24 protein-coding genes are annotated in these 19,872 nt (G+C 62.3%); 15 read left to right on the forward strand and 9 right to left on the reverse strand.

The window, feature by feature from the left end:
* The first annotated feature begins 24 nt into the window (after nt 1-24).
* Nucleotides 25-909 (forward strand): sugar nucleotide-binding protein, encoded by an 885-nt coding sequence (locus tag AAEZ09_RS09850; RefSeq protein WP_122838858.1) that lies wholly within the window; start codon nt 25-27, stop codon nt 907-909.
* Complete coding sequence (gene pgnE / locus AAEZ09_RS09855) at nt 902-1,831, forward strand: UDP-N-acetylglucosamine epimerase PgnE (protein WP_350599300.1); 930 nt, start codon at nt 902-904, stop codon at nt 1,829-1,831. The genes AAEZ09_RS09850 and pgnE overlap by 8 nt, the downstream gene beginning before the upstream one ends.
* 94 nt (nt 1,832-1,925) lie before the next feature.
* Here the strand turns inward: pgnE and AAEZ09_RS09860 are convergent, their stop codons facing one another.
* From AAEZ09_RS09860 to AAEZ09_RS09880, 5 genes are all read right to left on the reverse strand, one after another.
* A complete protein-coding gene (locus AAEZ09_RS09860) occupies nt 1,926-2,624 on the reverse strand; it encodes an OmpW/AlkL family protein (protein ID WP_350599302.1) in 699 nt (232 codons plus the stop codon).
* A gap of 247 nt (nt 2,625-2,871) precedes the next feature.
* Nucleotides 2,872-3,390: a DUF3299 domain-containing protein gene (locus AAEZ09_RS09865; protein WP_350599305.1), complete on the reverse strand. Its 519-nt coding sequence runs from the start codon at nt 3,388-3,390 to the stop codon at nt 2,872-2,874.
* An 11-nt stretch (nt 3,391-3,401) separates the two neighbouring features.
* Nucleotides 3,402-4,667, reverse strand: a complete 1,266-nt coding sequence (locus tag AAEZ09_RS09870) for an ABC transporter permease (protein WP_350599307.1) — start codon at nt 4,665-4,667, stop codon at nt 3,402-3,404.
* 1 nt (nt 4,668) lies between these two features.
* Nucleotides 4,669-5,379 carry an ABC transporter ATP-binding protein gene (locus AAEZ09_RS09875; RefSeq protein WP_045057489.1) on the reverse strand — a complete coding sequence of 237 codons (711 nt, stop codon included), beginning with the start codon at nt 5,377-5,379 and terminating at the stop codon, nt 4,669-4,671.
* 138 nt (nt 5,380-5,517) lie between these two features.
* A complete protein-coding gene (locus tag AAEZ09_RS09880; RefSeq protein WP_350599308.1) occupies nt 5,518-6,120 on the reverse strand; it encodes a DUF2796 domain-containing protein in 603 nt (200 codons plus the stop codon).
* A gap of 128 nt (nt 6,121-6,248) precedes the next feature.
* Here AAEZ09_RS09880 and AAEZ09_RS09885 point away from each other — a divergent pair, with 128 nt between their 5' ends.
* Entirely contained in the window at nt 6,249-6,593 is a 345-nt protein-coding gene (locus tag AAEZ09_RS09885) for a hypothetical protein (RefSeq protein ID WP_350599311.1), read from the forward strand.
* Between the two features lie 96 nt (nt 6,594-6,689).
* Here AAEZ09_RS09885 and trxA read toward each other — a convergent pair whose 3' ends face one another.
* From trxA to AAEZ09_RS09900, 3 genes are all read right to left on the reverse strand, one after another.
* Nucleotides 6,690-7,562 (reverse strand): thioredoxin, encoded by an 873-nt coding sequence (gene trxA, locus AAEZ09_RS09890; RefSeq protein WP_350599313.1) that lies wholly within the window; start codon nt 7,560-7,562, stop codon nt 6,690-6,692.
* A gap of 169 nt (nt 7,563-7,731) precedes the next feature.
* Nucleotides 7,732-8,391 (reverse strand): class I SAM-dependent methyltransferase, encoded by a 660-nt coding sequence (locus tag AAEZ09_RS09895; RefSeq protein ID WP_350599314.1) that lies wholly within the window; start codon nt 8,389-8,391, stop codon nt 7,732-7,734.
* On the reverse strand, nt 8,388-8,852 hold the full coding sequence (locus AAEZ09_RS09900; RefSeq protein ID WP_045057533.1) for a YbaY family lipoprotein: 465 nt from the start codon (nt 8,850-8,852) through the stop codon (nt 8,388-8,390). Before AAEZ09_RS09900 ends, AAEZ09_RS09895 begins: the two co-directional genes overlap by 4 nt.
* 128 nt (nt 8,853-8,980) lie before the next feature.
* Between AAEZ09_RS09900 and nrdR the strand changes: the two genes are divergently transcribed.
* The 12 genes from nrdR to AAEZ09_RS09960 all read left to right on the forward strand — a co-directional run bounded on the left by nrdR (nt 8,981) and on the right by AAEZ09_RS09960 (nt 17,768).
* Nucleotides 8,981-9,445 carry a transcriptional regulator NrdR gene (nrdR, locus tag AAEZ09_RS09905; RefSeq protein ID WP_003228656.1) on the forward strand — a complete coding sequence of 155 codons (465 nt, stop codon included), beginning with the start codon at nt 8,981-8,983 and terminating at the stop codon, nt 9,443-9,445.
* Entirely contained in the window at nt 9,442-10,575 is a 1,134-nt protein-coding gene (ribD, locus tag AAEZ09_RS09910) for a bifunctional diaminohydroxyphosphoribosylaminopyrimidine deaminase/5-amino-6-(5-phosphoribosylamino)uracil reductase RibD (protein WP_350599318.1), read from the forward strand. Before nrdR ends, ribD begins: the two co-directional genes overlap by 4 nt.
* 46 nt (nt 10,576-10,621) lie before the next feature.
* Nucleotides 10,622-11,287, forward strand: coding sequence for a riboflavin synthase (locus tag AAEZ09_RS09915; RefSeq protein ID WP_045057495.1), 666 nt, complete (start codon nt 10,622-10,624; stop codon nt 11,285-11,287).
* Nucleotides 11,288-11,317: 30 nt separating this feature from the next.
* Complete coding sequence (gene ribBA / locus AAEZ09_RS09920; protein WP_045057496.1) at nt 11,318-12,409, forward strand: bifunctional 3,4-dihydroxy-2-butanone-4-phosphate synthase/GTP cyclohydrolase II; 1,092 nt, start codon at nt 11,318-11,320, stop codon at nt 12,407-12,409.
* Nucleotides 12,410-12,500: 91 nt separating this feature from the next.
* Nucleotides 12,501-12,977 carry a 6,7-dimethyl-8-ribityllumazine synthase gene (ribH, locus tag AAEZ09_RS09925; protein ID WP_003185938.1) on the forward strand — a complete coding sequence of 159 codons (477 nt, stop codon included), beginning with the start codon at nt 12,501-12,503 and terminating at the stop codon, nt 12,975-12,977.
* Nucleotides 12,974-13,474 (forward strand): transcription antitermination factor NusB, encoded by a 501-nt coding sequence (gene nusB / locus AAEZ09_RS09930; protein ID WP_045057497.1) that lies wholly within the window; start codon nt 12,974-12,976, stop codon nt 13,472-13,474. The genes ribH and nusB overlap by 4 nt, the downstream gene beginning before the upstream one ends.
* A gap of 18 nt (nt 13,475-13,492) precedes the next feature.
* On the forward strand, nt 13,493-14,458 hold the full coding sequence (gene thiL / locus AAEZ09_RS09935) for a thiamine-phosphate kinase (protein WP_350599322.1): 966 nt from the start codon (nt 13,493-13,495) through the stop codon (nt 14,456-14,458).
* Nucleotides 14,455-14,958, forward strand: a complete 504-nt coding sequence (locus AAEZ09_RS09940) for a phosphatidylglycerophosphatase A family protein (protein WP_045057499.1) — start codon at nt 14,455-14,457, stop codon at nt 14,956-14,958. The genes thiL and AAEZ09_RS09940 overlap by 4 nt, the downstream gene beginning before the upstream one ends.
* Nucleotides 14,959-14,981: 23 nt before the next feature.
* Nucleotides 14,982-15,707 (forward strand): substrate-binding periplasmic protein, encoded by a 726-nt coding sequence (locus AAEZ09_RS09945; RefSeq protein WP_350599325.1) that lies wholly within the window; start codon nt 14,982-14,984, stop codon nt 15,705-15,707.
* A 227-nt stretch (nt 15,708-15,934) separates the two neighbouring features.
* Nucleotides 15,935-16,552 (forward strand): GTP cyclohydrolase II, encoded by a 618-nt coding sequence (gene ribA / locus AAEZ09_RS09950; RefSeq protein ID WP_045057501.1) that lies wholly within the window; start codon nt 15,935-15,937, stop codon nt 16,550-16,552.
* Nucleotides 16,549-16,968, forward strand: a complete 420-nt coding sequence (locus AAEZ09_RS09955) for an MFS transporter (RefSeq protein WP_350599326.1) — start codon at nt 16,549-16,551, stop codon at nt 16,966-16,968. The genes ribA and AAEZ09_RS09955 overlap by 4 nt, the downstream gene beginning before the upstream one ends.
* Nucleotides 16,968-17,768 (forward strand): cobalamin-binding protein, encoded by an 801-nt coding sequence (locus AAEZ09_RS09960; RefSeq protein ID WP_350599328.1) that lies wholly within the window; start codon nt 16,968-16,970, stop codon nt 17,766-17,768. The genes AAEZ09_RS09955 and AAEZ09_RS09960 overlap by 1 nt, the downstream gene beginning before the upstream one ends.
* 125 nt (nt 17,769-17,893) lie before the next feature.
* Here AAEZ09_RS09960 and AAEZ09_RS09965 read toward each other — a convergent pair whose 3' ends face one another.
* On the reverse strand, nt 17,894-19,777 hold the full coding sequence (locus AAEZ09_RS09965; RefSeq protein WP_350599331.1) for a TonB-dependent receptor domain-containing protein: 1,884 nt from the start codon (nt 19,775-19,777) through the stop codon (nt 17,894-17,896).
* Between the last annotated feature and the right edge of the window lie 95 nt (nt 19,778-19,872).

Here is a 19,872-nt window from a genome sequence, read left to right on the forward strand (position 1 = left end):
AATCAGACTGGGCCTGCTGACTCTATGCGAATGCGCCTTATGTTACTGGGCGGCGGAAATGCCCTTGGGCAGGCGCTGATTCGCCTCGGTGCGGAGGAAGACATCGGCTTCCTCGCCCCCCGCCCGCCGCAAGACGGCTGGGATGCCGCGAGCCTGACGCAATTGCTCGACGACACCCGCCCGGACGCGCTGATCAACCTTGCGTACTACTTCGACTGGTTCCAGGCCGAGGCGGTCAGCGAGCAGCGTCTGGCCGGGCAGGAGCGCGCAGTCGAGCGCCTGGCCGAATTGTGCCAGCACCACAATATCGTCCTGCTGCAACCGTCGAGCTATCGGGTGTTCGACGGTTCCCGCGCCACGGCCTACAGCGAAAAAGACGAGCCGGTGCCGTTGGGCCTGCGTGGTCAGGCCCTGTGGCGCATCGAGCAAAGCGTGCGGGCCACTTGCCCGCAGCATGTGCTGCTGCGCTTCGGCTGGCTGCTCGATGACAGCGCCGATGGCGCCCTGGGGCGCTTCCTGGCTCGTGCCGAGCAGCCTGAAGAACTGCTGATGGCCGATGATCGCCGCGGCAATCCGACGCCGGTCGACGATGCCGCCCGGGTGATTATTTCGGTGCTCAAGCAACTTGATTGTGCAGCGCCGCTGTGGGGCACCTACCATTACGCAGGGCATGAGGCCACTACGCCGCTGGCACTGGGGCAGGCTATCCTGACCGAAGCGCGCAACCTGCACCCGCTGGCCATCGAAGCACCGACCGCCCAGGCTCACGCCGCGCGCCCTGACGCTGCCGACGAGCCGCAGCATGCAGTGCTGGCCTGCAAGAAAATTCTGCACACGTTCGGGATCAAGCCGCGTGCCTGGCGCGCGGCACTCCCGAGCCTACTGGACAGGTTCTATCGCCATGGCTGACGGCCCAATTCTCATCACCGGCGGTGCCGGTTTCATCGGCTCGCACCTGACCGATGCCTTGCTCGCCAAGGGCCATTCGGTGCGCATTCTCGACGACCTGTCCACCGGCAAGCGCAGCAACCTGCCGCTGGACAATCCCAAGGTTGAGCTGATTCTCGGTGATGTCGCCGATGCAGCGCTGGTGGCGCGCACGATGGTCGGCTGCAGCGCCGTGGCACACCTGGCGGCGGTCGCTTCGGTCCAGGCCTCGGTGGATGATCCGGTCAGAACCCACCAGAGCAATTTCGTAGCTTCGTTGAATGTGTGCGAAGCCATGCGCCAGGCCGGAGTCAAACGCGTGTTGTTTGCCTCCAGCGCGGCGGTCTACGGCAACAACGGTGAAGGCGAGTCGATCGACGAAGAAACGCCCAAATCGCCGTTGACGCCCTATGCCTCGGACAAACTGGCCAGCGAGCACTATTTTGACTTCTACCGGCGACAGCATGGCCTGGAACCGGTGGTCTTCCGTTTCTTCAACATCTACGGCCCGCGCCAGGATCCGTCCTCGCCGTACTCCGGGGTGATCAGCATCTTCAGCGAGCGGGCGCAGAAAGGCTTGCCGATCACCGTGTTTGGCGATGGCGAGCAGACTCGGGATTTTGTTTACGTTGAAGACCTCGTCGACCTGTTGGTGCAGGCCATCGAGAAGCCGCAGGTCGAGGTGGGCGCGATTAATGTTGGCTGGAACCAGGCGACTACGCTCAAGCAGATGCTGCAGGCGCTGGAAGTGGTGGTGGGTCAGTTGCCGCCGGTGAGCTACGCACCGGCGCGCTCCGGAGATATTCGTCATTCACGGGCGAACAATCGACGGCTGCTGGAGCGGTTTACCTACCCGGAGCAGACGCCGATGAGCGTGGGGTTGGCGCGGTTGTTGGGGCGCTGAGTCCTGCCGCAATGATAAAGGCGCCTCGAAGGCGCCTTTATCATTTCTGGACGGGTGTTGACCTTGCTCGCGAAAGCGTTCCGACCCAAGCGGTTTAGAACTTGTAACCCAGGCCAACCATGTAGATGAACGGATCCACATCCACGTCGACCTTGGCCCGGGTGCCCGGTGCCACTGCGTTGTTTTCCACGGTGGCGGTGGTGTCGATGTCGATGTAGCGCACCTGCGCGTTGAGCATGATGTTGTCGGTGATCATGTAGTCGGCACCCACCTGGAACGCCATGCCCCAGGAGTTTTCCGCCTTGAAGTTGCTGAAACCGTTGGCGCTGGCTTCACTGCCCACGTGTTCGTCGTAGATCCAGGTGTAGTTGATGCCGGCACCCACATACGGCTGGAATAGCGACTTGTGATCCAGCGGGTAGTACACCACGCTCAGCGTCGGCGGCAGGTGTTTGAGCGAACCGAGTTTGCCGTTGGCCGCGCCCAGGGCGGTGCCTTTGATCTTCACGTCGTGCTCGAACGGGGAGGCGGCGAGCAATTCGATACCCCAGTGGCTGTCGATCATGTACGCGAAGTTCAAACCCAGCTGCGTGTCGCTGCTCATGGTCGCCTTGCCACCCAGGTCGGCTCCGGCCAGTGGGCCCTGATCGACCTTGACGCTGGAGCTGTCGGCTGTCGGGTTGACGGTGATAGCGCCAGCGCGAACGATGATATCGCCAGCCTCGTGGGCATGGGCGAGCGGGGCTGCGAGCGCGAGGGCAAACAGCGAAGCGCAGAGCGCGGACTTGTGCATGAGGGCTCCAAAGGACGTTAATAATTTTCGATGTCCAATGGTAAGGCGGCTAACAATCAGGTCTTTTGATTCAGCTCAATGAAACAGTGAAGGGGTGGTTTTTCGTGGAACCTTTGAGGGCCCCATCGCTGGCAAGCCAGCTCCCACAGTGATCGAGTCGTTCACACTTTTTGTGTCACCGACGAAACCTGTGGGAGCTGGCTTGCCAGCGATGGGGCCCTTACAAACAGCCTAAAATTACCGGGGTTTACTCCGGCAGCTCATACGCATAAATCTTGTCCGCCTCCATCTGATACCCCGCATCCGCCAGTTCGCTGGTCGACGCCTTCACCTGCATCGCACCCTCGATCCAGTAAGGCTGATACAGCTCGTCCAGCTTCACGCCCAACTCGCTTTTCACATGCACGATCTGGTTCGACGGCGGTGGCGGTACGTGGATGCAGGCGCCGAAATACGGCACCAGCAGAAACTCCGTGGTGCGCCCTTCCTCACTCACTTCCAGTGGCACGATGTACCCCGGCAGGCGAATGTTCTGGCCGTCGAGTCCCTGCACCACGGGGGCATTGGGCATGTCCTGCTTCGCCGCTGGTGCCGATTCGGCCGACAGCGCACTGCTCATCTGCGACAGGTCATGCAGCGGCGTCATGTCCGGCACTTCCGGTGCTGCGTCCGGGGGGATCATCTCCGACCAGGTCAGGTCCTTGGGCTGGGCTGCCCACAGCGGCAGGGCGAACAGCATCAACAGCGCGAGCAGGACGCGGGGCATCTTCGACTTCCTCATAAACGGATCGACAGGCCATCGGCAAGGGATTGGCGATACGCACGCCAGGCCGGCACGCTGCCCATCAGTAATGCAGCGCACAGGATGCCACCGAGCAGCGTCCATTCATATTCACTTGGCCACGCCAACGGTAAATACAACCCGTAGTTGGCCTGCACGTAACCCTGGGCGCCTGCGATACACACGTACAACAGGGCCACGCCGGCAATCACCCCGGACAACGCCAGGGCAAACGCCTCCAGCACCAGCAGCGAGGCGATATGCCACGGGCGAGCGCCGACCGAACGCAGAATCGCCATCTCCCGCCGGCGTTCGTTGAGGCTGGTGAGAATCGCCGTGAGCATGCCGATCAACCCGGTCAGTACCACGAACAGCGACACCATGAACAAGGCTTTTTCCGCTGTGCTCATCAGGCTCCACAATTCCTGCAGGGCGACGCCGGGCAGGATGGCAAGCATCGGCTCACCGCGAAATTCATTGATCTCACGCTGCAGGGCGAAGGTGGAAATCTTGCTGTTCAGGCCCAGCATGAAGGCGGTGATCGCCTGCGGCGTCAGGTCCATGTTGCGCGCCTGATCGGCACTGATGCGCCCATTACCCCGGGCCGGCACGCCGTTGTGCCAGTCGACGTGAATCGCTTCCATACCACCCAGGCTGATGTGCAGCGTGCGGTCCACGGGCGTACCCGTGCGTTTGAGGACGCCGACCACAGTGAATGGTTTGTCGTCGTGCTTGACCAGGCTGATCACCGCGACGCCGTGGGCCAGGACCAGTTTGTCGCCGAGTTTGTAGTGCAGCGCATCGGCCACCTCGGCGCCGAGTACCACTTCGAACGGATCGGTGGCGAATGCGCGACCGTCGGCCAGTTTCAGGTGCTGCTGGCGGCCGTATTGATAGTGCTCGAAGTACGCCTCGGTGGTGCCCATCACCCGGTAACCGCGATGGGAGTCGCCGAGGGACATCGGGATGGCCCACTTCACTTTCGGGTTGTTGGCGAAGTGCTCGAAGCTGTCCCAGCGGATGTTGTTGGTGGCATTGCCGATGCGAAACACCGAGTACAGCAGCAGATTCACCGAACCGGAGCGTGCGCCGACGATGAGGTCGGTGCCACTGATGGTGCTGGCGAAACTCGCCTTGGCTTCGGTACGAACCCGTTCCACGGCCAGCAGCAGGCAGACCGACAAGGCGATGGCGAATGCAGTCAGGATCGCAGTAAAGCGACGATTAGCCAGGCTGGCCATGGCTAGACGAAACAGATACATCTCAAACCTCTTCGGACGTGGCGGCGCGGTTGAGTTCGGCCAGGGACAGATGGCGGTCGAACAGCGGCGCCAGGCTCTGGTCATGGCTGACGAACAACAGGCTCGATCCGGCTTCGCGGCATTCGGCAAACAGCAGGCGGATGAAGTTTTCCCGGGCGTCGTAGTCCAGCGCCGAAGTCGGCTCGTCGGCGATCACCAGTTCAGGCTGGCCGATCAGCGCACGGGCGGCGGCAACTCGCTGTTGCTGACCGATGGAAAGGGAGTCGGCGCGTCGGCTCAACAGGTTCTGATCTTTCAGGCCCAAGTGGGCAAGCAGGGTGACGGCAGCCTGGTCGACGCTGCCGTGACGCTGGATTGCCCGTTCGGCGCGCAACCTGGAGAAATGGCAGGGCAACTCGACGTTCTCGCGCACCGAGAGGAATGGCAGCAGGTTGAACTGCTGGAAAATGTAGCCGGTGTGATCGACGCGAAACGTGTCGCGCGCACCGGCGGACAGCTCGGTCAGCTCCTGGCCGAGCAGGCGGATGCTGCCGCGATCGGGCTTCTGCACGCCACCGAGCAGCCCCAGCAGAGTGGTCTTGCCGCTGCCACTGGGCCCCTTGAGAAACAAGCTCTCGCCGGCTTCCAGGCGAAACGCCGGGATGTCGAGCAAGGGCGGATGACCGGGCCAGCTGAAGCCCAGGTTGGACAGTTCGATGAGAGGTTGAGTCATAACACCGGTTTCGTAAGCGTGAATGCCCCCGTAGGAGCTGCCGAGTGCAACGAGGCTGCGATCTTTTGATTTTTCAAAGCAAGATCAAAAGATCGCAGCCTCGTTGCACTCGTCAGCTCCTACGGATTCAGGGTGGATTCAGAATTTCAGGGCAGCGGCCTTGGCCGTCACTTCAACGCCCTGCTGGCCGCTCGGGCCGATCAGTTGTACCTGAATTTTCTGGGTGGCCGGGAAGGTATTGAAGATATTCGCCAGGTCCAGGGACTTCAGTGCTGCCGGTGTCGAACAGGTGAAGTGGTAATGGGCGTGAATTTCGCTGTGATCGTGGTGATGCTCGCCCTTGGACGTCGCTTTGTGATCATCATCGGCGTCCGGTTTGTCACCGAACAGCGGGCTTTCCAGCGCTTGACTGGTTGCCACGCAGCCGGCAGCGGCTGGCAGGCTGAACAGGGCCAGGGGCTTTTCCAGCGCGGCCCGGGCAGCGGCGACCCTGGCTTTGTCGGCGTCGGTGGTGGCCTGGTGTTCGAAACCCACCAGGTTCATTGCCGGGCTTTGCAGTTCCAACTCCAGCGTCTGACCGTCCAGGGCCGCGTTCAAGCGGCCGACGCCATGCTCATGGGCCTCCAGGCTGCCATGCTCTTCGTTATGTTCATGGTCGTGATCATGTTCATGGGCTTGAGCGGCGTAAGCATCGGCCAGCGGCAACAGGGCGAATGGCAAAGCGAGCAACAGTCGACGCATGGGACTCTCCGGGCGGAAGGTAACGAAATGTTATGTGATCTTATAACGTGTGCAGAGTTTGACTGCCTGCTTGGCGTTGCACAAGTCCCGTGGGAGCATGCGCAGAAGAAAAATGCGGGAGTAGACTCATGTTGCGTATACGCGGAAGCATCGGCGCCTGGCCGGTGGATTTGACATTGGAGATGGACGACGCGGATTGGGCGCGGCTTGGCGCGCAGTTGCAGGTCGCTCCGGTAGACGCCAGCGCTACGCCTGCGGCGAAACCGGTCCCCCAGGACGATGCGCTGTGGCAGGTCGCCAAGGATCTGTTGCGCCAGGCCGGGCAGTTGAGCGGGCCGGATTTGCTGGAGCAGCTGGAAGGGCTGACTGGCAGCGCGGCAGCGGGCAAGCGCTTGCTGGTGCGCTTGCGCCATTGTGCGGACGTGAAGGTGGTCAGCGGCGCAGATACGCCGCTTTACAGCTGGGTCGATTGAAGATCGCCGCCTCGCTTCGCTCGACAGCTCCTGCAAGGAGTCACGTGCACCCCGTAGGAGCTGTCGAGTGAAACGAGGCTGCGATCTGTTGCTCTTTTAATAAAGAGCAGCAAACAACTTGCGACGGTACGTGGTCACCAGCGGGTGATCGTTGCCCAGCAGCTCGAAGACTTGCAACAAGGTCTTGTGCGGCAGGCCTTCGTTGTAGCTGCGATTGCGGATGAACAGCTTGAGCAATCCGTCCAGCGCCGCATCGTATTGCTGACGGGCCAATTGCTGGACGGCCAGTTGATAGACGGCCTCGTCGTCCAGAGGGTTCTTCGCCAGGCGCGCCTTCAGGTCTGCGGCATCCGGCAGGTCCTTGGCCTGGCCGAGGAACTGGATCTGCGCCTTGGCACCGGCCAGGGCGGCTTTGTGTTCGTCGCTCTTGACCGAGTCGAGTACCGATTGCGCATCAGCCAGCTCGCCACGTTCAGTCAGGCAGCGGGCGTAGAGAATCAGCGCCTTGGCGTTGGTATTGTCCTCACCCAGCAGCTCCTTGAGCACGCCTTCGGCATCGGCGAAGCGGCTGTCGTCGAACAACGCCTGAGCCTGTTCGAACGGATCGGCGGCGGCCGGCGGTGGCATCTGCACATGCGGCTCGAGCATGGTGCGTACGGCTGACTCCGGCTGCGCGCCGGCAAAGCCGTCCACCGGCTGGCCGTCCTTGAACAGCACCACGGTCGGCAGGCTGCGAATGCCAAAGCGGGCGACGATGTCCTGCTCCAGATCGCAGTTGACCTTGGCCAGCAACAGCTCGCCCTGATAGCTCTCGGCGATGGTCTGCAGCATCGGCATCAGCACTTTGCACGGCGCGCACCATTCGGCCCAGAAATCCACCAGGACGGGTTTGTGGAATGAGTTCTCGATCACCGACTGGTCGAAATCGGCGGTGGTGGCGTCGAAGATGTACGGCGTTTCCTGACTCATGGGGGATCTCGTAAAAGCGTGAATGGGGCCACTATAAGGCTTGGCGGGGGGTGGCCGGAAGCGGGGTGTGACCGGGAGAGTTGTATCGCCTGATCTGACGCTTCGCCAGCAGGCTGGCTCCCACCATGGAATGCGGTCAACTGTGGGAGCCAGCCTGCTGGCGATGGCGTCAGACAGGGCGCCGCGCGTGGTAGAGACTCACATGCCGAAACTCTTCCGGTTCGGCCAGATCCGGCAAGGTCATCGCTTCCAGCATCTCGATGCGCCGATACAACGGATGGCGAAAATCCCTCACCCGCGAATCCGCCACCAGCGCCTCGCGCCCACGACTCAGGAATTCATCGAGTAATGGCAGGTTCGCCCGGTCGTACAGGACGTCGGCCACCAGGATCAGGTCGAACCGGTCTGCTTCGGCGAAGAAATCTGTCGAATAGGCAAGGTGCACATCATTGAGCTCGGCATTCGCCCGGCACGCTGCGATCGCCAGCGGGTCGAGATCGCAGGCCACCACTTCCAGGGCCCCGGCCTTGACCGCAGCAATGCCCGCCACCCCGGAACCGGCACCGAAGTCCAGCACCCGTTTGCCGGCGACCCACTGCGGGTGTTCGGCGAGGTAGCGCGCCACCGCCAGGCCACTGGCCCAGCAGAAACTCCAGTACGGCGGCTCATGCAGGATCCGCCGGGTTTCCTCCGGGCTGAAGGCGCGGTCCATGTTGTCGCCGTCGATCAGCCAGAGCTTTAGCTGTGTTCCGGGCAACGCCACAGGCACCAGCTGCGCATCACCCAGCAATTGCCCCAGCGACTGCTGCAGGTCGAGCGGTGCAATCATGGTGCTTTGATAAATTGCAGCTGACCCATGGCCTGGGTCGTCGGTTGGGTAATGACCTGCGACGGCAGATGCAGAATCAGCTGCCCCGACTGGCTGGCGCGGCCTCGCAGTTCAACCCGCTGGCCCGCCGGAAAGGATTCCGGGTTGAACCGCAGGTGGAACGGCAGGACCTGATTGGTACCAATCAGGCTGGAACTGGCGAGCAACTGCTGCGGGCGGTCCTTGTCGTCGATTACCAGCAAAGCCAGTTCGACTTCGGCGCCGGCCGGTACGCCTTGCAGCGTGCCGCTCAGTTCGCGCTGGTAAGCGGGCAGTGGACCAAGCTGGGCCGACTCCCGGGCTTTTTTCTGCGCCTGTTGCGGTGCGGGGCCCGGGGTCGGCGGTTGCGGCTTGGGCGCATCAGTGCCGCAGGCCACCAGCAGGCTGAGAAGGCTGAGCAAAACGAGCGGTTTTAGTGGCATTTGCGGCTCCAGCAGGGTGAAATCCATGGATCGTTCGATATAGCCAGTCTGTATACCGCAAACCCTATGGCTTGTCTTGCCACGGGGATGCGCTACCATGGCCCTCCCTTTTTTTGTTGCCTGCCACCATGCACTGTCCCTTCTGCGGTGCCAACGACACCAAGGTCATCGACTCGCGTCTGGTCGCCGAGGGCGAACAGGTGCGCCGCCGGCGTGAATGCCTGGCCTGCGGCGAACGTTTCACGACGTTCGAGACGGCTGAACTGGTGTTGCCGCGCCTGATCAAAACCGACGGCAGTCGTCAGCCGTTCGACGAAGAAAAACTCCGCGCCGGCATGCAGCGTGCCCTCGAAAAGCGTCCGGTGAGTGTCGAACGCCTCGAATCGTCGTTGGTGCACATCAAACACAAATTGCGAGCCACCGGCGAACGTGAGGTCAAGTCTCTCGTGGTCGGTGAACTGGTGATGGCCGAGCTGCAAAAGCTCGACGAAGTCGCCTACATTCGTTTCGCCTCCGTGTATCGACGCTTCCAGGACCTCAATGAGTTCCGCGAAGAGATCGATCGCCTGGCCCGTGAGCCGGTGAAAGAATGAGCACATCCGCAGAGCAAGCCGTCCTCGACGCCCACTACATGGCCCGCGCCCTGGAACTGGCGCGCAAAGGTCACTACACCACCCACCCCAACCCGCGGGTCGGCTGTGTGATCGTGCGCGACGGGCAAATCGTCGGCGAAGGCTGGCACGAGCGCACCGGCGAGCCTCACGCCGAAGTCCACGCCTTGCGCGCCGCTGGCGACAAGGCCCGAGGCGCCACCGCCTACGTCACGCTCGAACCGTGCAGCCACCACGGCCGTACGCCGCCCTGCGCCGATGCGCTGGTGCATGCGGGCCTGACCAGGGTTGTTGCGGCCATGCAGGACCCGAACCCGGCGGTTGCCGGTCGCGGCATGCAGCGTCTGTCTCAAGCCGGTATTGCCACTGAAAGCGGCGTGCTCGAAGGCGAGGCGCGCAAGCTCAACGAAGGCTTTCTCAAACGCATGGAACACGGCTTGCCGTTCGTGCGGGTCAAGCTGGCGATGAGCCTCGACGGTCGCACGGCGATGGAAAGCGGCGAAAGCCAATGGATTACCGGCCCGGCAGCGCGTTCGGCGGTACAACGCCTGCGTGCCCAGGCCAGCGTGGTGCTGACTGGCGCCGACACGGTGCTGGCCGATAATGCCCGCTTGACCGTGCGCGCCGATGAGCTGGGCCTGGATGCCGAGCAAACCGCGCTGGCCATGAGCCGGCCGCCGTTGCGCGTGTTGATCGACGGGCGTCTGCGAGTGCCGCTGGACGCGCCGTTCTTCAAGGCCGGCCCGGCGCTGGTCGCTACGTGCATGGCGATCGAAGAGCAATATGCCAATGGCCCGGAGTGCTTGATCGTTGCGGGCGAGGATGGCTTGGTCGACCTGCGCAAGCTGCTGGTCGAACTGGCTGCCCGTGGGGTCAACGAAGTGCTGGTGGAAGCGGGGCCGCGTCTGGCCGGAGCTTTCGCGCAACAGGGGCTGGTGGACGAGTTCCAGATTTTCATCGCTGGCAAGTTCCTTGGTTCCTCGGCACGCCCCCTGCTGGATTGGCCACTGGCGCAGATGAAAGACGCGCCAGCACTCAAAATCACCGATGTTCGTGCGGTTGGCGATGACTGGCGGGTCACTGCCATTCCTGTGCCAGCAGCGAGCGTATAATTCCCGGCCATCGCCACAACGCTGGCCCGTTCTCGAGGAGGACTCCATGTTTACCGGCATCATCGAATCCATCGGCAGTATTCGTGCATTGACCCCAAAAGGCGGAGATGTGCGGGTTCACGTAGAAACCGGCAAGCTCGATTTGAGCGACGTCAAGCTGGGTGACAGCATCGCGGTCAATGGCGTGTGCCTGACCGCAGTTGAGCTGCCAGGCAATGGTTTTGCCGCCGACGTCAGTCGCGAAACCCTCGACTGCACCGCCATGAACGACCTCAAAAGCGGCAGCCCGGTCAATCTGGAAAAAGCCCTGACCCCGACCACCCGCCTTGGCGGTCATCTGGTCAGCGGTCACGTCGACGGCGTCGGCGAAGTGGTTGCACGCACCGAAAACGCCCGTGCCGTGGAGTTTCGCATCCGCGCCCCGAAGGAGCTGGCCAAGTACATCGCCCACAAAGGCTCGATCACCGTCGACGGCACCAGCCTGACCGTGAACGCGGTCGATGGCGCCGAGTTCATGCTGACGATCATTCCCCACACCCTGAGCGAAACCATCATGGCGTCGTATCAGCCAGGTCGCCGGGTGAACCTGGAGGTGGACTTGCTGGCCCGTTACCTGGAGCGCTTGCTGCTGGGCGACAAGGCCGCAGAGCCAGCCGCCGGCAGCACCATTACTGAAAGCTTCCTGGCCCAAAACGGCTACCTCAAATCCTGAGCTCTAATTTCGAAAGAAGGGGGGTGCCTTGTGGCGCTCAATAGCATCGAAGAACTGGTTGAAGACATCCGCCAAGGCAAGATGGTCATCCTCATGGATGACGAAGACCGCGAGAACGAAGGCGACCTGATCATGGCCGCCGAGTGCTGCCAGCCAGAACACATCAACTTCATGGCCAAGCACGCCCGGGGCCTCATCTGCATGCCGATGAGCCGCGAACGCTGCGAATTGTTGAAGCTGCCGTTGATGGCCCCGCGCAACGGTTCCGGTTTTGGCACCAAGTTCACCGTGTCCATCGAAGCGGCCACCGGCGTCACCACCGGCATCTCTGCCGCAGACCGTGCCCGCACCGTGCAGGCGGCTGCAGCAAAAGACGCCAGGGCGGAAGACATTGTCAGCCCCGGCCACATCTTCCCGCTGATGGCCCAGGCCGGCGGCACCCTGGCCCGTGCCGGCCACACCGAGGCGGCGTGCGACTTGGCGCGCATGGCCGGTTTCGAGCCGAGCGGGGTGATCTGCGAAGTCATGAACGATGACGGCACCATGTCCCGTCGCGCCGAGCTGGAAGCCTTCGCTGCCGAACACAACATCAAGATCGGTACCATTGCCGACCTGATCCACTACCGGATGATCCACGAACGTACCGTTCAGCGGATTGCCGAGCAGCCGCTGGACAGCGAACTGGGCCAATTCAACCTGGTGACCTATCGTGATTCCGTGGAAGGCGACGTGCACATGGCGCTGACCCTGGGCACCGTGTGCGCCGACGAGCCGACGCTGGTTCGCGTGCATAACATGGACCCGCTGCGTGACCTGCTGATGGTCAAGCAACCGGGCCGCTGGAGCCTGCGCGCTGCGATGGCGGCGGTTGCCGAGGCCGGCAGCGGCGTGGTGCTGCTGCTCGGTCACCCGCTCGATGGCGACGTTTTGCTGGCGCACATCCGTGAAACGGCGGACCAGACGCCTGTGAAAAAGCCGACCACCTACAGCATCGTCGGTGCCGGTTCGCAGATCCTTCGGGACCTTGGCGTGCGCAAAATGCGCCTGATGAGTGCGCCAATGAAATTTAATGCGATATCCGGTTTCGATCTGGAAGTTGTAGAATACGTGCCCTCCGAATAAAGACCGGTTGTTTCCAGTCCTTGATTCGCGGTTAACACATCACTGAGGGACGCGTAGAAAACGCGTCCCGGCTCTTTAAGAGATCTAACGAATGACCCTGAAGACCATCGAAGGTACCTTCATCGCCCCTAAAGGCCGCTACGCCCTGGTAGTCGGCCGTTTCAACAGCTTCGTCGTTGAAAGCCTGGTCAGCGGTGCAGTTGATGCCCTGGTTCGCCATGGCGTGAGCGAAAGCGACATCACCATCATCCGCGCCCCTGGCGCCTTCGAAATTCCGCTGGTTGCACAGAAAGTCGCCCAGAAGGGCGAGTACGCTGCAATCATCGCACTGGGCGCAGTCATTCGTGGCGGTACCCCGCACTTCGAATACGTCGCTGGCGAATGCACCAAGGGCCTGGCCCAGGTGTCCATGGAGTTCGGCGTACCGGTCGCTTTCGGCGTCCTGACCGTTGATTCCATCGAACAAGCCATCGAGCGTTCCGGCACCAAGGCCGGTAACAAAGGTGCTGAAGCTGCCCTGTCCGCCCTGGAAATGGTCAGCCTGCTGGCGCAGTTGGAGGCCAAGTGATTAGCGACGAAAGTGATCGTTTCAACCCGCGCGATCCAAAGCCTGCGGATGCCGGCAAGCCATCGAAAAGCGTCAAGCGTCGCGAAGCCCGTCAGCTCGCGACCCAGGCGCTGTACCAATGGCACATGGCCAGGCAGTCGCTGAACGAGATCGAAGCGCAGTTCCGGGTCGATAACGATTTCAGTGATGTCGACGGTGCCTACTTCCGTGAAATCCTGCACGGCGTTCCGGCACAAAGAGACCGCATCGATGCCGCACTGGCGCCTTGCCTGGACATCACCATCGAAGAGCTGGACCCGGTTGAACTGGCCGTGCTGCGCCTGTCCACCTGGGAGCTGCTCGAGCGCGTCGACGTGCCGTACCGCGTTGTGATCAACGAAGGTATCGAGCTGGCGAAGGTCTTCGGTTCCACCGACGGCCACAAGTTCGTCAACGGCGTACTCGACAAGCTGGCCCCGCGTCTGCGTGAAGCTGAAGTGAAGGCGTTCAAGCGCTAACCGGCGTTTGGTATCGCTATGGGCGAGTTTGAGCTGATCCGCAATTTCTTCGCCGCCGCGCCTTGTGCGCAAGGCGGCGAAGGCGTTGCTCTGGGAATCGGCGACGATTGTGCCTTGCTGGCTGTTTCCCCCGGGGAGCAGCTGGCCATTTCCACCGACACCCTGGTTGCAGGTGTGCATTTCGCAGATCCTTGCGACCCTTTTCTGCTCGGCCAGCGTTCGCTGGCGGTGGCTGTCAGCGATCTGGCCGCCATGGGCGCCACGCCGGTTGCCTTTACCCTTGCCCTGACCTTGCCGACGGTGACTGCCGATTGGCTGCAAAGCTATGCCCGTGGTTTGAACCTCATGGCCCAGGGCTGCGGCGTGGCGCTGGTGGGCGGGGATACCACCCGCGGCCCGCTGAGCCTGACCATGACCGTGTTTGGCCGAGTGCCCAGCGGTGAGGCCCTGGTGCGAAGCGGCGCGCAGCCAGGTGACCTGGTGTGTGTTGGCGGTGAGCTGGGCAACGCTGCCGGGGCCTTGCCGCTGGTGCTCGGCCAGCGAACGGCCGAACCGTCGATTGCCGATCCGTTGCTGGCACATTACTGGTCGCCCCAGCCTCAGCTGGCCCTGGGTCGAGCGCTAAGGGGCAAGGCGACCTCGGCGCTGGATATCTCCGACGGCCTGCTGGCGGACTGCGGTCACCTGGCGCTCGCCTCGAAGGTAGGCGTTCAGGTCGAGCAGAGTAAGCTGCCGGTCTCTGCGCCCCTGGTGGCCTTCCTCGGCCAGGCGGGCGCGCAAGAGGCGGCCTTGAGCGGTGGCGACGATTACGTGCTGGCCTTTACCCTACCGTCCGTCGAGTTACCCGGCCTGTTGGCCGACGGCTGGCCGATCCATGTGGTCGGACGTGTAGTCAGTGGTCAGGGCGTGACCCTGCTGGATGCCGACGGAAGAGACATCACCCCGCAAACCCGGGGCTACCAACATTTTCGGGAGACAACGTGACAGATCATCCCAAGCAGGTTCCGGCGGAATTCGTACCGCCGTCGGTCTGGCGCAATCCATGGCATTTCCTGGCCTTCGGCTTTGGCTCGGGCACCTTGCCAAAGGCGCCGGGCACCTGGGGGTCATTAGTTGCGCTACCTTTCATCCCCTTATGGCAGATGCTGCCCGATTGGGGTTACTGGCTGATGCTGGGCATCACCATGCTGTTCGGCTTCTGGCTGTGCGGCAAGGTGGCCGACGATTTACGCGTGCACGACCACGAAGGTATCGTCTGGGACGAAATGGTCGGAATGTGGATCACGCTGTGGCTGGTGCCGGAGGGCTGGTACTGGTTACTGGCGGGTTTCCTTGTGTTCCGCTTCTTCGACATTCTCAAGCCGTGGCCGATTCGCTGGATCGACCGGCACGTGCATGGCGGCGTCGGGATCATGCTTGATGACGTACTGGCCGGTGTGTTTGCCTGGCTGGCGATGCAGGGGTTGGTGTGGTTATTGGCTTGAGGGACTGACCGGGGGGACAGGGGATGGCTCGGCGTGGTTTGGCGGTAATGATTTTGGCGATGCTGTGCTCGTGGGTGCAAGCGGGTGCCCTGGCGCCACCCTCGGTGATTCATCTGGCCAGCGAAGAGTGGGAAGACTATACCGCTGCCGATGGCCATGGCCTGGCCTGGGACGTCTTGCGCGAAGTGTTCGAGCCGGCGGGCGTCAAGCTGGATATCCGTACCGAACCCTATACCCGCTCCATTGGCCTGGCCCAGCGCGGTGAAGTGGATGCCTGTGTCGGCGGCTATCGTGACGAAGTCAGCGACCTGCTTTATCCGCGGTGGAGCTACGACACCGATCACATCTATGCCTTGGGGCTGGCCAGTAATCCCGCGCCTACCCCCGATACCCTGGGCAACTACCGGCTGGCCTGGGTGCGTGGCTACCAGTATCAACTCTACCTGCCCAATGTCAGCCGCTATAACGAAGTGATCCGGCGCACCGGCATCCTGTCGATGCTGCTGCACAACCGTGCCGACTACTACATCGATGCCCTCACCGAGGTGGATTACGTGGTCAGCCGGGCCAAGGATCCTGCGCAGTTTCGCCGTACCCATGTCGCCGAGTTGCCGTTGTACCTGTGCTTTGCCGACAACCCCAGGGCGCGCGGGCTGATGGCGTTGTTTGATCAGCGCATGGAAGTGCTGGTGAAGAACGGCCAGTTGAAACCGATCTTCGAACGCTGGAAGCAACCCTACCCCTTCTAGCGTCCAGCCTTGTAGGAGCTGCCGCAGGCTGCGATCTTTCGATCTGGTTTTTGAAAGCAAGATCAAAGGATCGCAGCCTGCGGCAGCTCCTGCAGGGCTGATCGCACGACCGTTGATCAAACATTTTGATTGTTATGCCCCATAATTCAGCCTGAGCGTCTGCTGGAACCTGCTGTTACAATGCCGCGTCTGCGAATCTCCAGTACCTATAGATCAGGAGCACACCGGTGCCTGTCGTTTTTGTCGCCGCTTCCAAGCTGCCAACGCCTTTTGCGCAATTCACCATGCACGGCTTCCTCGACGAAGAGAACGGGCGCGAGCACGTAGTCCTGAGCCTGGGTGAGTTCGATGACGGTGCCCCGGTGCTGGGTCGCTTGCATTCCGAATGCCTGACCGGCGATGCCTTGTTCAGTCAGCGCTGCGACTGTGGTTCGCAGCTTGAGGCAGCCTTGCAGGCCATCGCCCGTGAAGGCCGTGGCGTATTGCTGTACCTGCGCCAGGAAGGTCGCGGCATCGGCCTGTTGAACAAGATCCGGGCCTATGAATTGCAGGACGGGGGCGCCGACACCGTCGAAGCCAACGAGCGCCTGGGCTTCGCCGCTGACCAGCGTGACTACGCCATGTGCCTGCCGATGCTGGAACACCTGGGAGTGAAGTCCCTGCGCCTGATGACCAACAACCCACGCAAGGTCAAAGCCTTGACCGACATGGGCATCGTGGTCGCCGAGCGCGTGCCGCTGCACACCGGGCATAACCCGCACAACAAACTGTACCTGGCCACCAAGGCGAGCAAGCTCGACCACATGATGGGCAACGAGCATCAGGGCGAGGCGGATCGGGCGTGACCCGAGGTCAGGTGCGGCGGCGACTGTCCGTTAACTGGTGGCAATACCTGGCGCTGGCGCTGGTGCCATTGTTCGTGATCAACGGCGTGTTCGGCCAAATGGAGCCCATCCTGCCGGTGTTGGCGATGCCTTTGTTCATTGCCGGCGTCGCCTCGATGTTTGTCAGCCTGAAATTCTTCGGAGCCTACAAGCACGCGCTGATCGCCACGCAAAAAGCCCTCGACACCCCTGAAGAGCCCGCCGCCTGGATCACCCTGGCCGCCAAGCGACGCACGGCGTTCCTGGTCGCCGGTTTGCCTGCCTGGATCGGCGCCCTGGCGGTGTTTGTCGGCCTGGAAGCGGTGCCGCTGTTTCTGCTGGCGCTGTCGACCGCCGTGTTGTTCTACCTCTACCGCATCCCGCGTCAGCTTGGCTGATGTGGCGTAATTGGCTGGCGGTACTGCTGCTGGCCGTGAGCGGCAACGCTGCGGCGGTCGAGCGGGTTGTCAGCCTGGCGCCATCCCTGACTGAAATCGTCGTTGAGTTGAATTCCGCAGATCTCCTCGTGGGCGTACTGGATGCCGGCGAGCGCCCCGCTGCACTGAATCATCTGGCTTCGGTCGGCCGCTACGGCCAGCTGGACATGGAGCGCCTGCTCAGTCTCAAGCCGGATTTGCTGTTGTTATGGCCCGGCAGCGTCGGCCCGGCCCAGCGCGAACAGCTCAAGCGCCTGAATATCCCCACTTATGTTGCCGAACCGCATGACCTGCAACAACTTGCGGCACAGATCGAAGCGATAGCCCGCCAGCTCGGGCGACCGGAGCGGGGTCTGGCGCTGGCTGCAAGTCTGCGAGCTCGCCTGGCTGAGTTGCGCCAGCGATACCGAAGGGATGAACCGTTGCGGGTGTTCTATCAGGTCTGGGATCGACCGCTGTATACCGTGGGTGGCGGGCAGATCATCAGTGATGCGCTTGAGGTGTGTGGGGCGCGCAATGTGTTTGCCGACCTGCAGCTGCCGGCGCCGCAGGTGAGCGTGGAGGCGGTGCTGCAGCGCAATCCCGAGGTCATTCTGGCCGGGGATCAGGCACAGCTTGAGGCATGGAGGGGCTGGCCCCAGGTCGCGGCCGTGGCGCACGGGCGGTTGTTGCGCGTGGTGGATAAGGGGCTGGAGCGGCCTAGCGGGCAGATGGTCGAGGCGACGGCCGCATTGTGTCGGTTAATTGCGCCGGAGCGCTAAACCGAGTCGCCTGCATCGCGGGCAAGCCACGCTCCCACAGGTTTTGTGCCTTACCTGAAACCTGTGGGAGCGGCGGTTCGACGGTTCGACTTGCCCGCGATGAGGCCAGCCCAGGCAACGTTGGGTCAGAGCTCCGGCGTCCAGCTCACCCCGAACATCCACGCCCGGCCTTCCTCGCGATACCCGTATTGACTCCCGTCATAGCTGTACAGCACCCGGCTGTAACCCTTGTCCAGCAGGTTATCCACCTTCAGTTCAAGCCTGATCTCGCGATTCAACTCCCAGCTGCTGCGCAACCCCAGCAGCGCATAACCGCCTAAGGGCTGCTGGTTAGTCTCGTCGTCGTAACTGCTGCTCACGGCCTGCCAGCTGGCGCCGACGCCCAGCCGGTCAAACTGTCGATCCAGGTCCAGGCTCAGGGTGCGTCGAGCGCGGCGGGCCAGGGTATGGCCGGTGTCGCGATCCTGCGGATCAATGATCGCTAGGCCCAGGTTGCCTTGCCAGCCGAACAGTTCCTGCTTCAACGCAGCCTCGAACCCGTTGATGCGCGCCGATGCGATGTTCTGCGGGCGTGAATTGCTGCCGAAAATGATCGCGTCTTCCAGGTCGGTGCGATACAGCGACGCCTCCAGGCGACTGGTGTCGCTTAACTGGCTGCGCCACTGCAGCTCGTAGCTCTTCGAGGTTTCCGGCTTGAGATCCGGGTTGCTAAAATCCGGGTAATACAGGTCGTTGAAGGTCGGTGCGCGGAAACCTTCGCTGTAGCTCAGCAACAGGTCATTGTCCGGATTCAGCGGCAGGGTAAAGGTGCCACTCCAGCTGTTCTGGCCGCCAAACTGCTGGTTCTGGTCCCGGCGCAAGCCCAGCTCCGTGGAAAAACTCTGCGCCTGGTAGCGGTGCTGAATGAACGCAGCACGATTCCAGCGACTGTCTTCATCGAACGGCGTGCTGCTGTTGATCCGGTCTTCATACCAGTCGCCGCCAAGGATCAGGCTGTTGCGGTCATTGAGCGTCAGGTCGTTCTGCCAGTTCACCGAGTCGCGGTAGGTGTTGAAGACGCTGCGCTCGTCGCTGAGCTTGTCGAGCGTCTTCTCGCGGTTCTCGCTGTGCCCCAGTTCGACCCGGGTTTTCCAGCGGTCGTTGACCCGGGCATCGACGTAGCTGCTGAAGCTGCTGACGGCAAAGTCGCTGTAGGGTTGCTGTTGAAATGATTCAAACGTGTCCAGGTCGAAGCGGCCAAACGGGTTGTCAAACGCGCTTTTGCCGCGGTTATCCAACAGGTTGGCGCCGACTTCGATGTCATCGGTCAGCGCATGGCTGAGGCTCATGCTCACCGACTTGTTACGGTACTCATCATGGTCGCCATCGCTGGGGTACGACTCGTGGGTGCGATCGATGCCGGCCGTCTCATCGAGACTGGCCCCGAGGTCGAAACGGGTTTTCTCGTCACCGCCAGACAAGCCAAGGCTGCGTTCCCAGGTCTGATTGCTGCCAAAGCCGGCATGCAGGCGCGCCTTCAGGCCCGGCTCGCCGCCGCGGCGGGTGAAAATCTGGATCACCCCGCCAATGGCATCGCTGCCGTAAATCACCGACCGGGAGCCACGCAACACTTCCACTCGCTCAACCTGCTCGATGTTGATGTGCTGCAGGTTGCTGTCGCCGGAAGTCGAGTTGCCGATGCGCTGGCCATCCACCAGCACCAGGCTCTGCGCCGACCGGGTGCCGCGAATGTAGATCCCCGGCAGGCTGCCGCGCCCGCCGGTTTGTCCGACCTGTACCCCCGGCACGCGCCGCAGCAGGTCGGTGACACTGGCCGGTTGCAGGCGGTCGATATCTTCGCGGGTGAACACAGTGTTGGCGGCGCTGCTGTCGTTGCGCGCTTCGACCTGGCGGTTGGCGCTGATCAGCACGTCGGGAAGCTTCAGGGCCTGGTCGCGTTCAAAGGTGTCGGCCAGGAGCGGACCGGCTGGCAGGAGGGTCAGCGCCAGGGCGAGCGAGGAGAGTTTCATGGAGGATCCGAGGTGATGCGGCACAACGCCCTGTAGGAGCTGCCGAAGGCTGCGATCTTTTGATTGTGTTTTGGCAGATCAGGAGCTGGCGAAGG

Source organism: Pseudomonas sp. 65/3-MNA-CIBAN-0223 (assembly GCF_040310425.1).
Lineage (GTDB): Bacteria > Pseudomonadota > Gammaproteobacteria > Pseudomonadales > Pseudomonadaceae > Aquipseudomonas > Aquipseudomonas gregormendelii.

Coding starts and splice junctions, on each gene's coding strand:
- AAEZ09_RS09850 (WP_122838858.1), top strand. CDS start 25: ATGCGAATGCGCCTTATGTTACTGGGCGGCGGAAATGCCCTTGGGCAG.
- pgnE (WP_350599300.1), top strand. CDS start 902: ATGGCTGACGGCCCAATTCTCATCACCGGCGGTGCCGGTTTCATCGGC.
- AAEZ09_RS09860 (WP_350599302.1), bottom strand. CDS start 2,624: ATGCACAAGTCCGCGCTCTGCGCTTCGCTGTTTGCCCTCGCGCTCGCA.
- AAEZ09_RS09865 (WP_350599305.1), bottom strand. CDS start 3,390: ATGCCCCGCGTCCTGCTCGCGCTGTTGATGCTGTTCGCCCTGCCGCTG.
- AAEZ09_RS09870 (WP_350599307.1), bottom strand. CDS start 4,667: ATGTATCTGTTTCGTCTAGCCATGGCCAGCCTGGCTAATCGTCGCTTT.
- AAEZ09_RS09875 (WP_045057489.1), bottom strand. CDS start 5,379: ATGACTCAACCTCTCATCGAACTGTCCAACCTGGGCTTCAGCTGGCCC.
- AAEZ09_RS09880 (WP_350599308.1), bottom strand. CDS start 6,120: ATGCGTCGACTGTTGCTCGCTTTGCCATTCGCCCTGTTGCCGCTGGCC.
- AAEZ09_RS09885 (WP_350599311.1), top strand. CDS start 6,249: ATGTTGCGTATACGCGGAAGCATCGGCGCCTGGCCGGTGGATTTGACA.
- trxA (WP_350599313.1), bottom strand. CDS start 7,562: ATGAGTCAGGAAACGCCGTACATCTTCGACGCCACCACCGCCGATTTC.
- AAEZ09_RS09895 (WP_350599314.1), bottom strand. CDS start 8,391: ATGATTGCACCGCTCGACCTGCAGCAGTCGCTGGGGCAATTGCTGGGT.
- AAEZ09_RS09900 (WP_045057533.1), bottom strand. CDS start 8,852: ATGCCACTAAAACCGCTCGTTTTGCTCAGCCTTCTCAGCCTGCTGGTG.
- nrdR (WP_003228656.1), top strand. CDS start 8,981: ATGCACTGTCCCTTCTGCGGTGCCAACGACACCAAGGTCATCGACTCG.
- ribD (WP_350599318.1), top strand. CDS start 9,442: ATGAGCACATCCGCAGAGCAAGCCGTCCTCGACGCCCACTACATGGCC.
- AAEZ09_RS09915 (WP_045057495.1), top strand. CDS start 10,622: ATGTTTACCGGCATCATCGAATCCATCGGCAGTATTCGTGCATTGACC.
- ribH (WP_003185938.1), top strand. CDS start 12,501: ATGACCCTGAAGACCATCGAAGGTACCTTCATCGCCCCTAAAGGCCGC.
- thiL (WP_350599322.1), top strand. CDS start 13,493: ATGGGCGAGTTTGAGCTGATCCGCAATTTCTTCGCCGCCGCGCCTTGT.
- AAEZ09_RS09945 (WP_350599325.1), top strand. CDS start 14,982: ATGGCTCGGCGTGGTTTGGCGGTAATGATTTTGGCGATGCTGTGCTCG.
- AAEZ09_RS09960 (WP_350599328.1), top strand. CDS start 16,968: ATGTGGCGTAATTGGCTGGCGGTACTGCTGCTGGCCGTGAGCGGCAAC.
- AAEZ09_RS09965 (WP_350599331.1), bottom strand. CDS start 19,777: ATGAAACTCTCCTCGCTCGCCCTGGCGCTGACCCTCCTGCCAGCCGGT.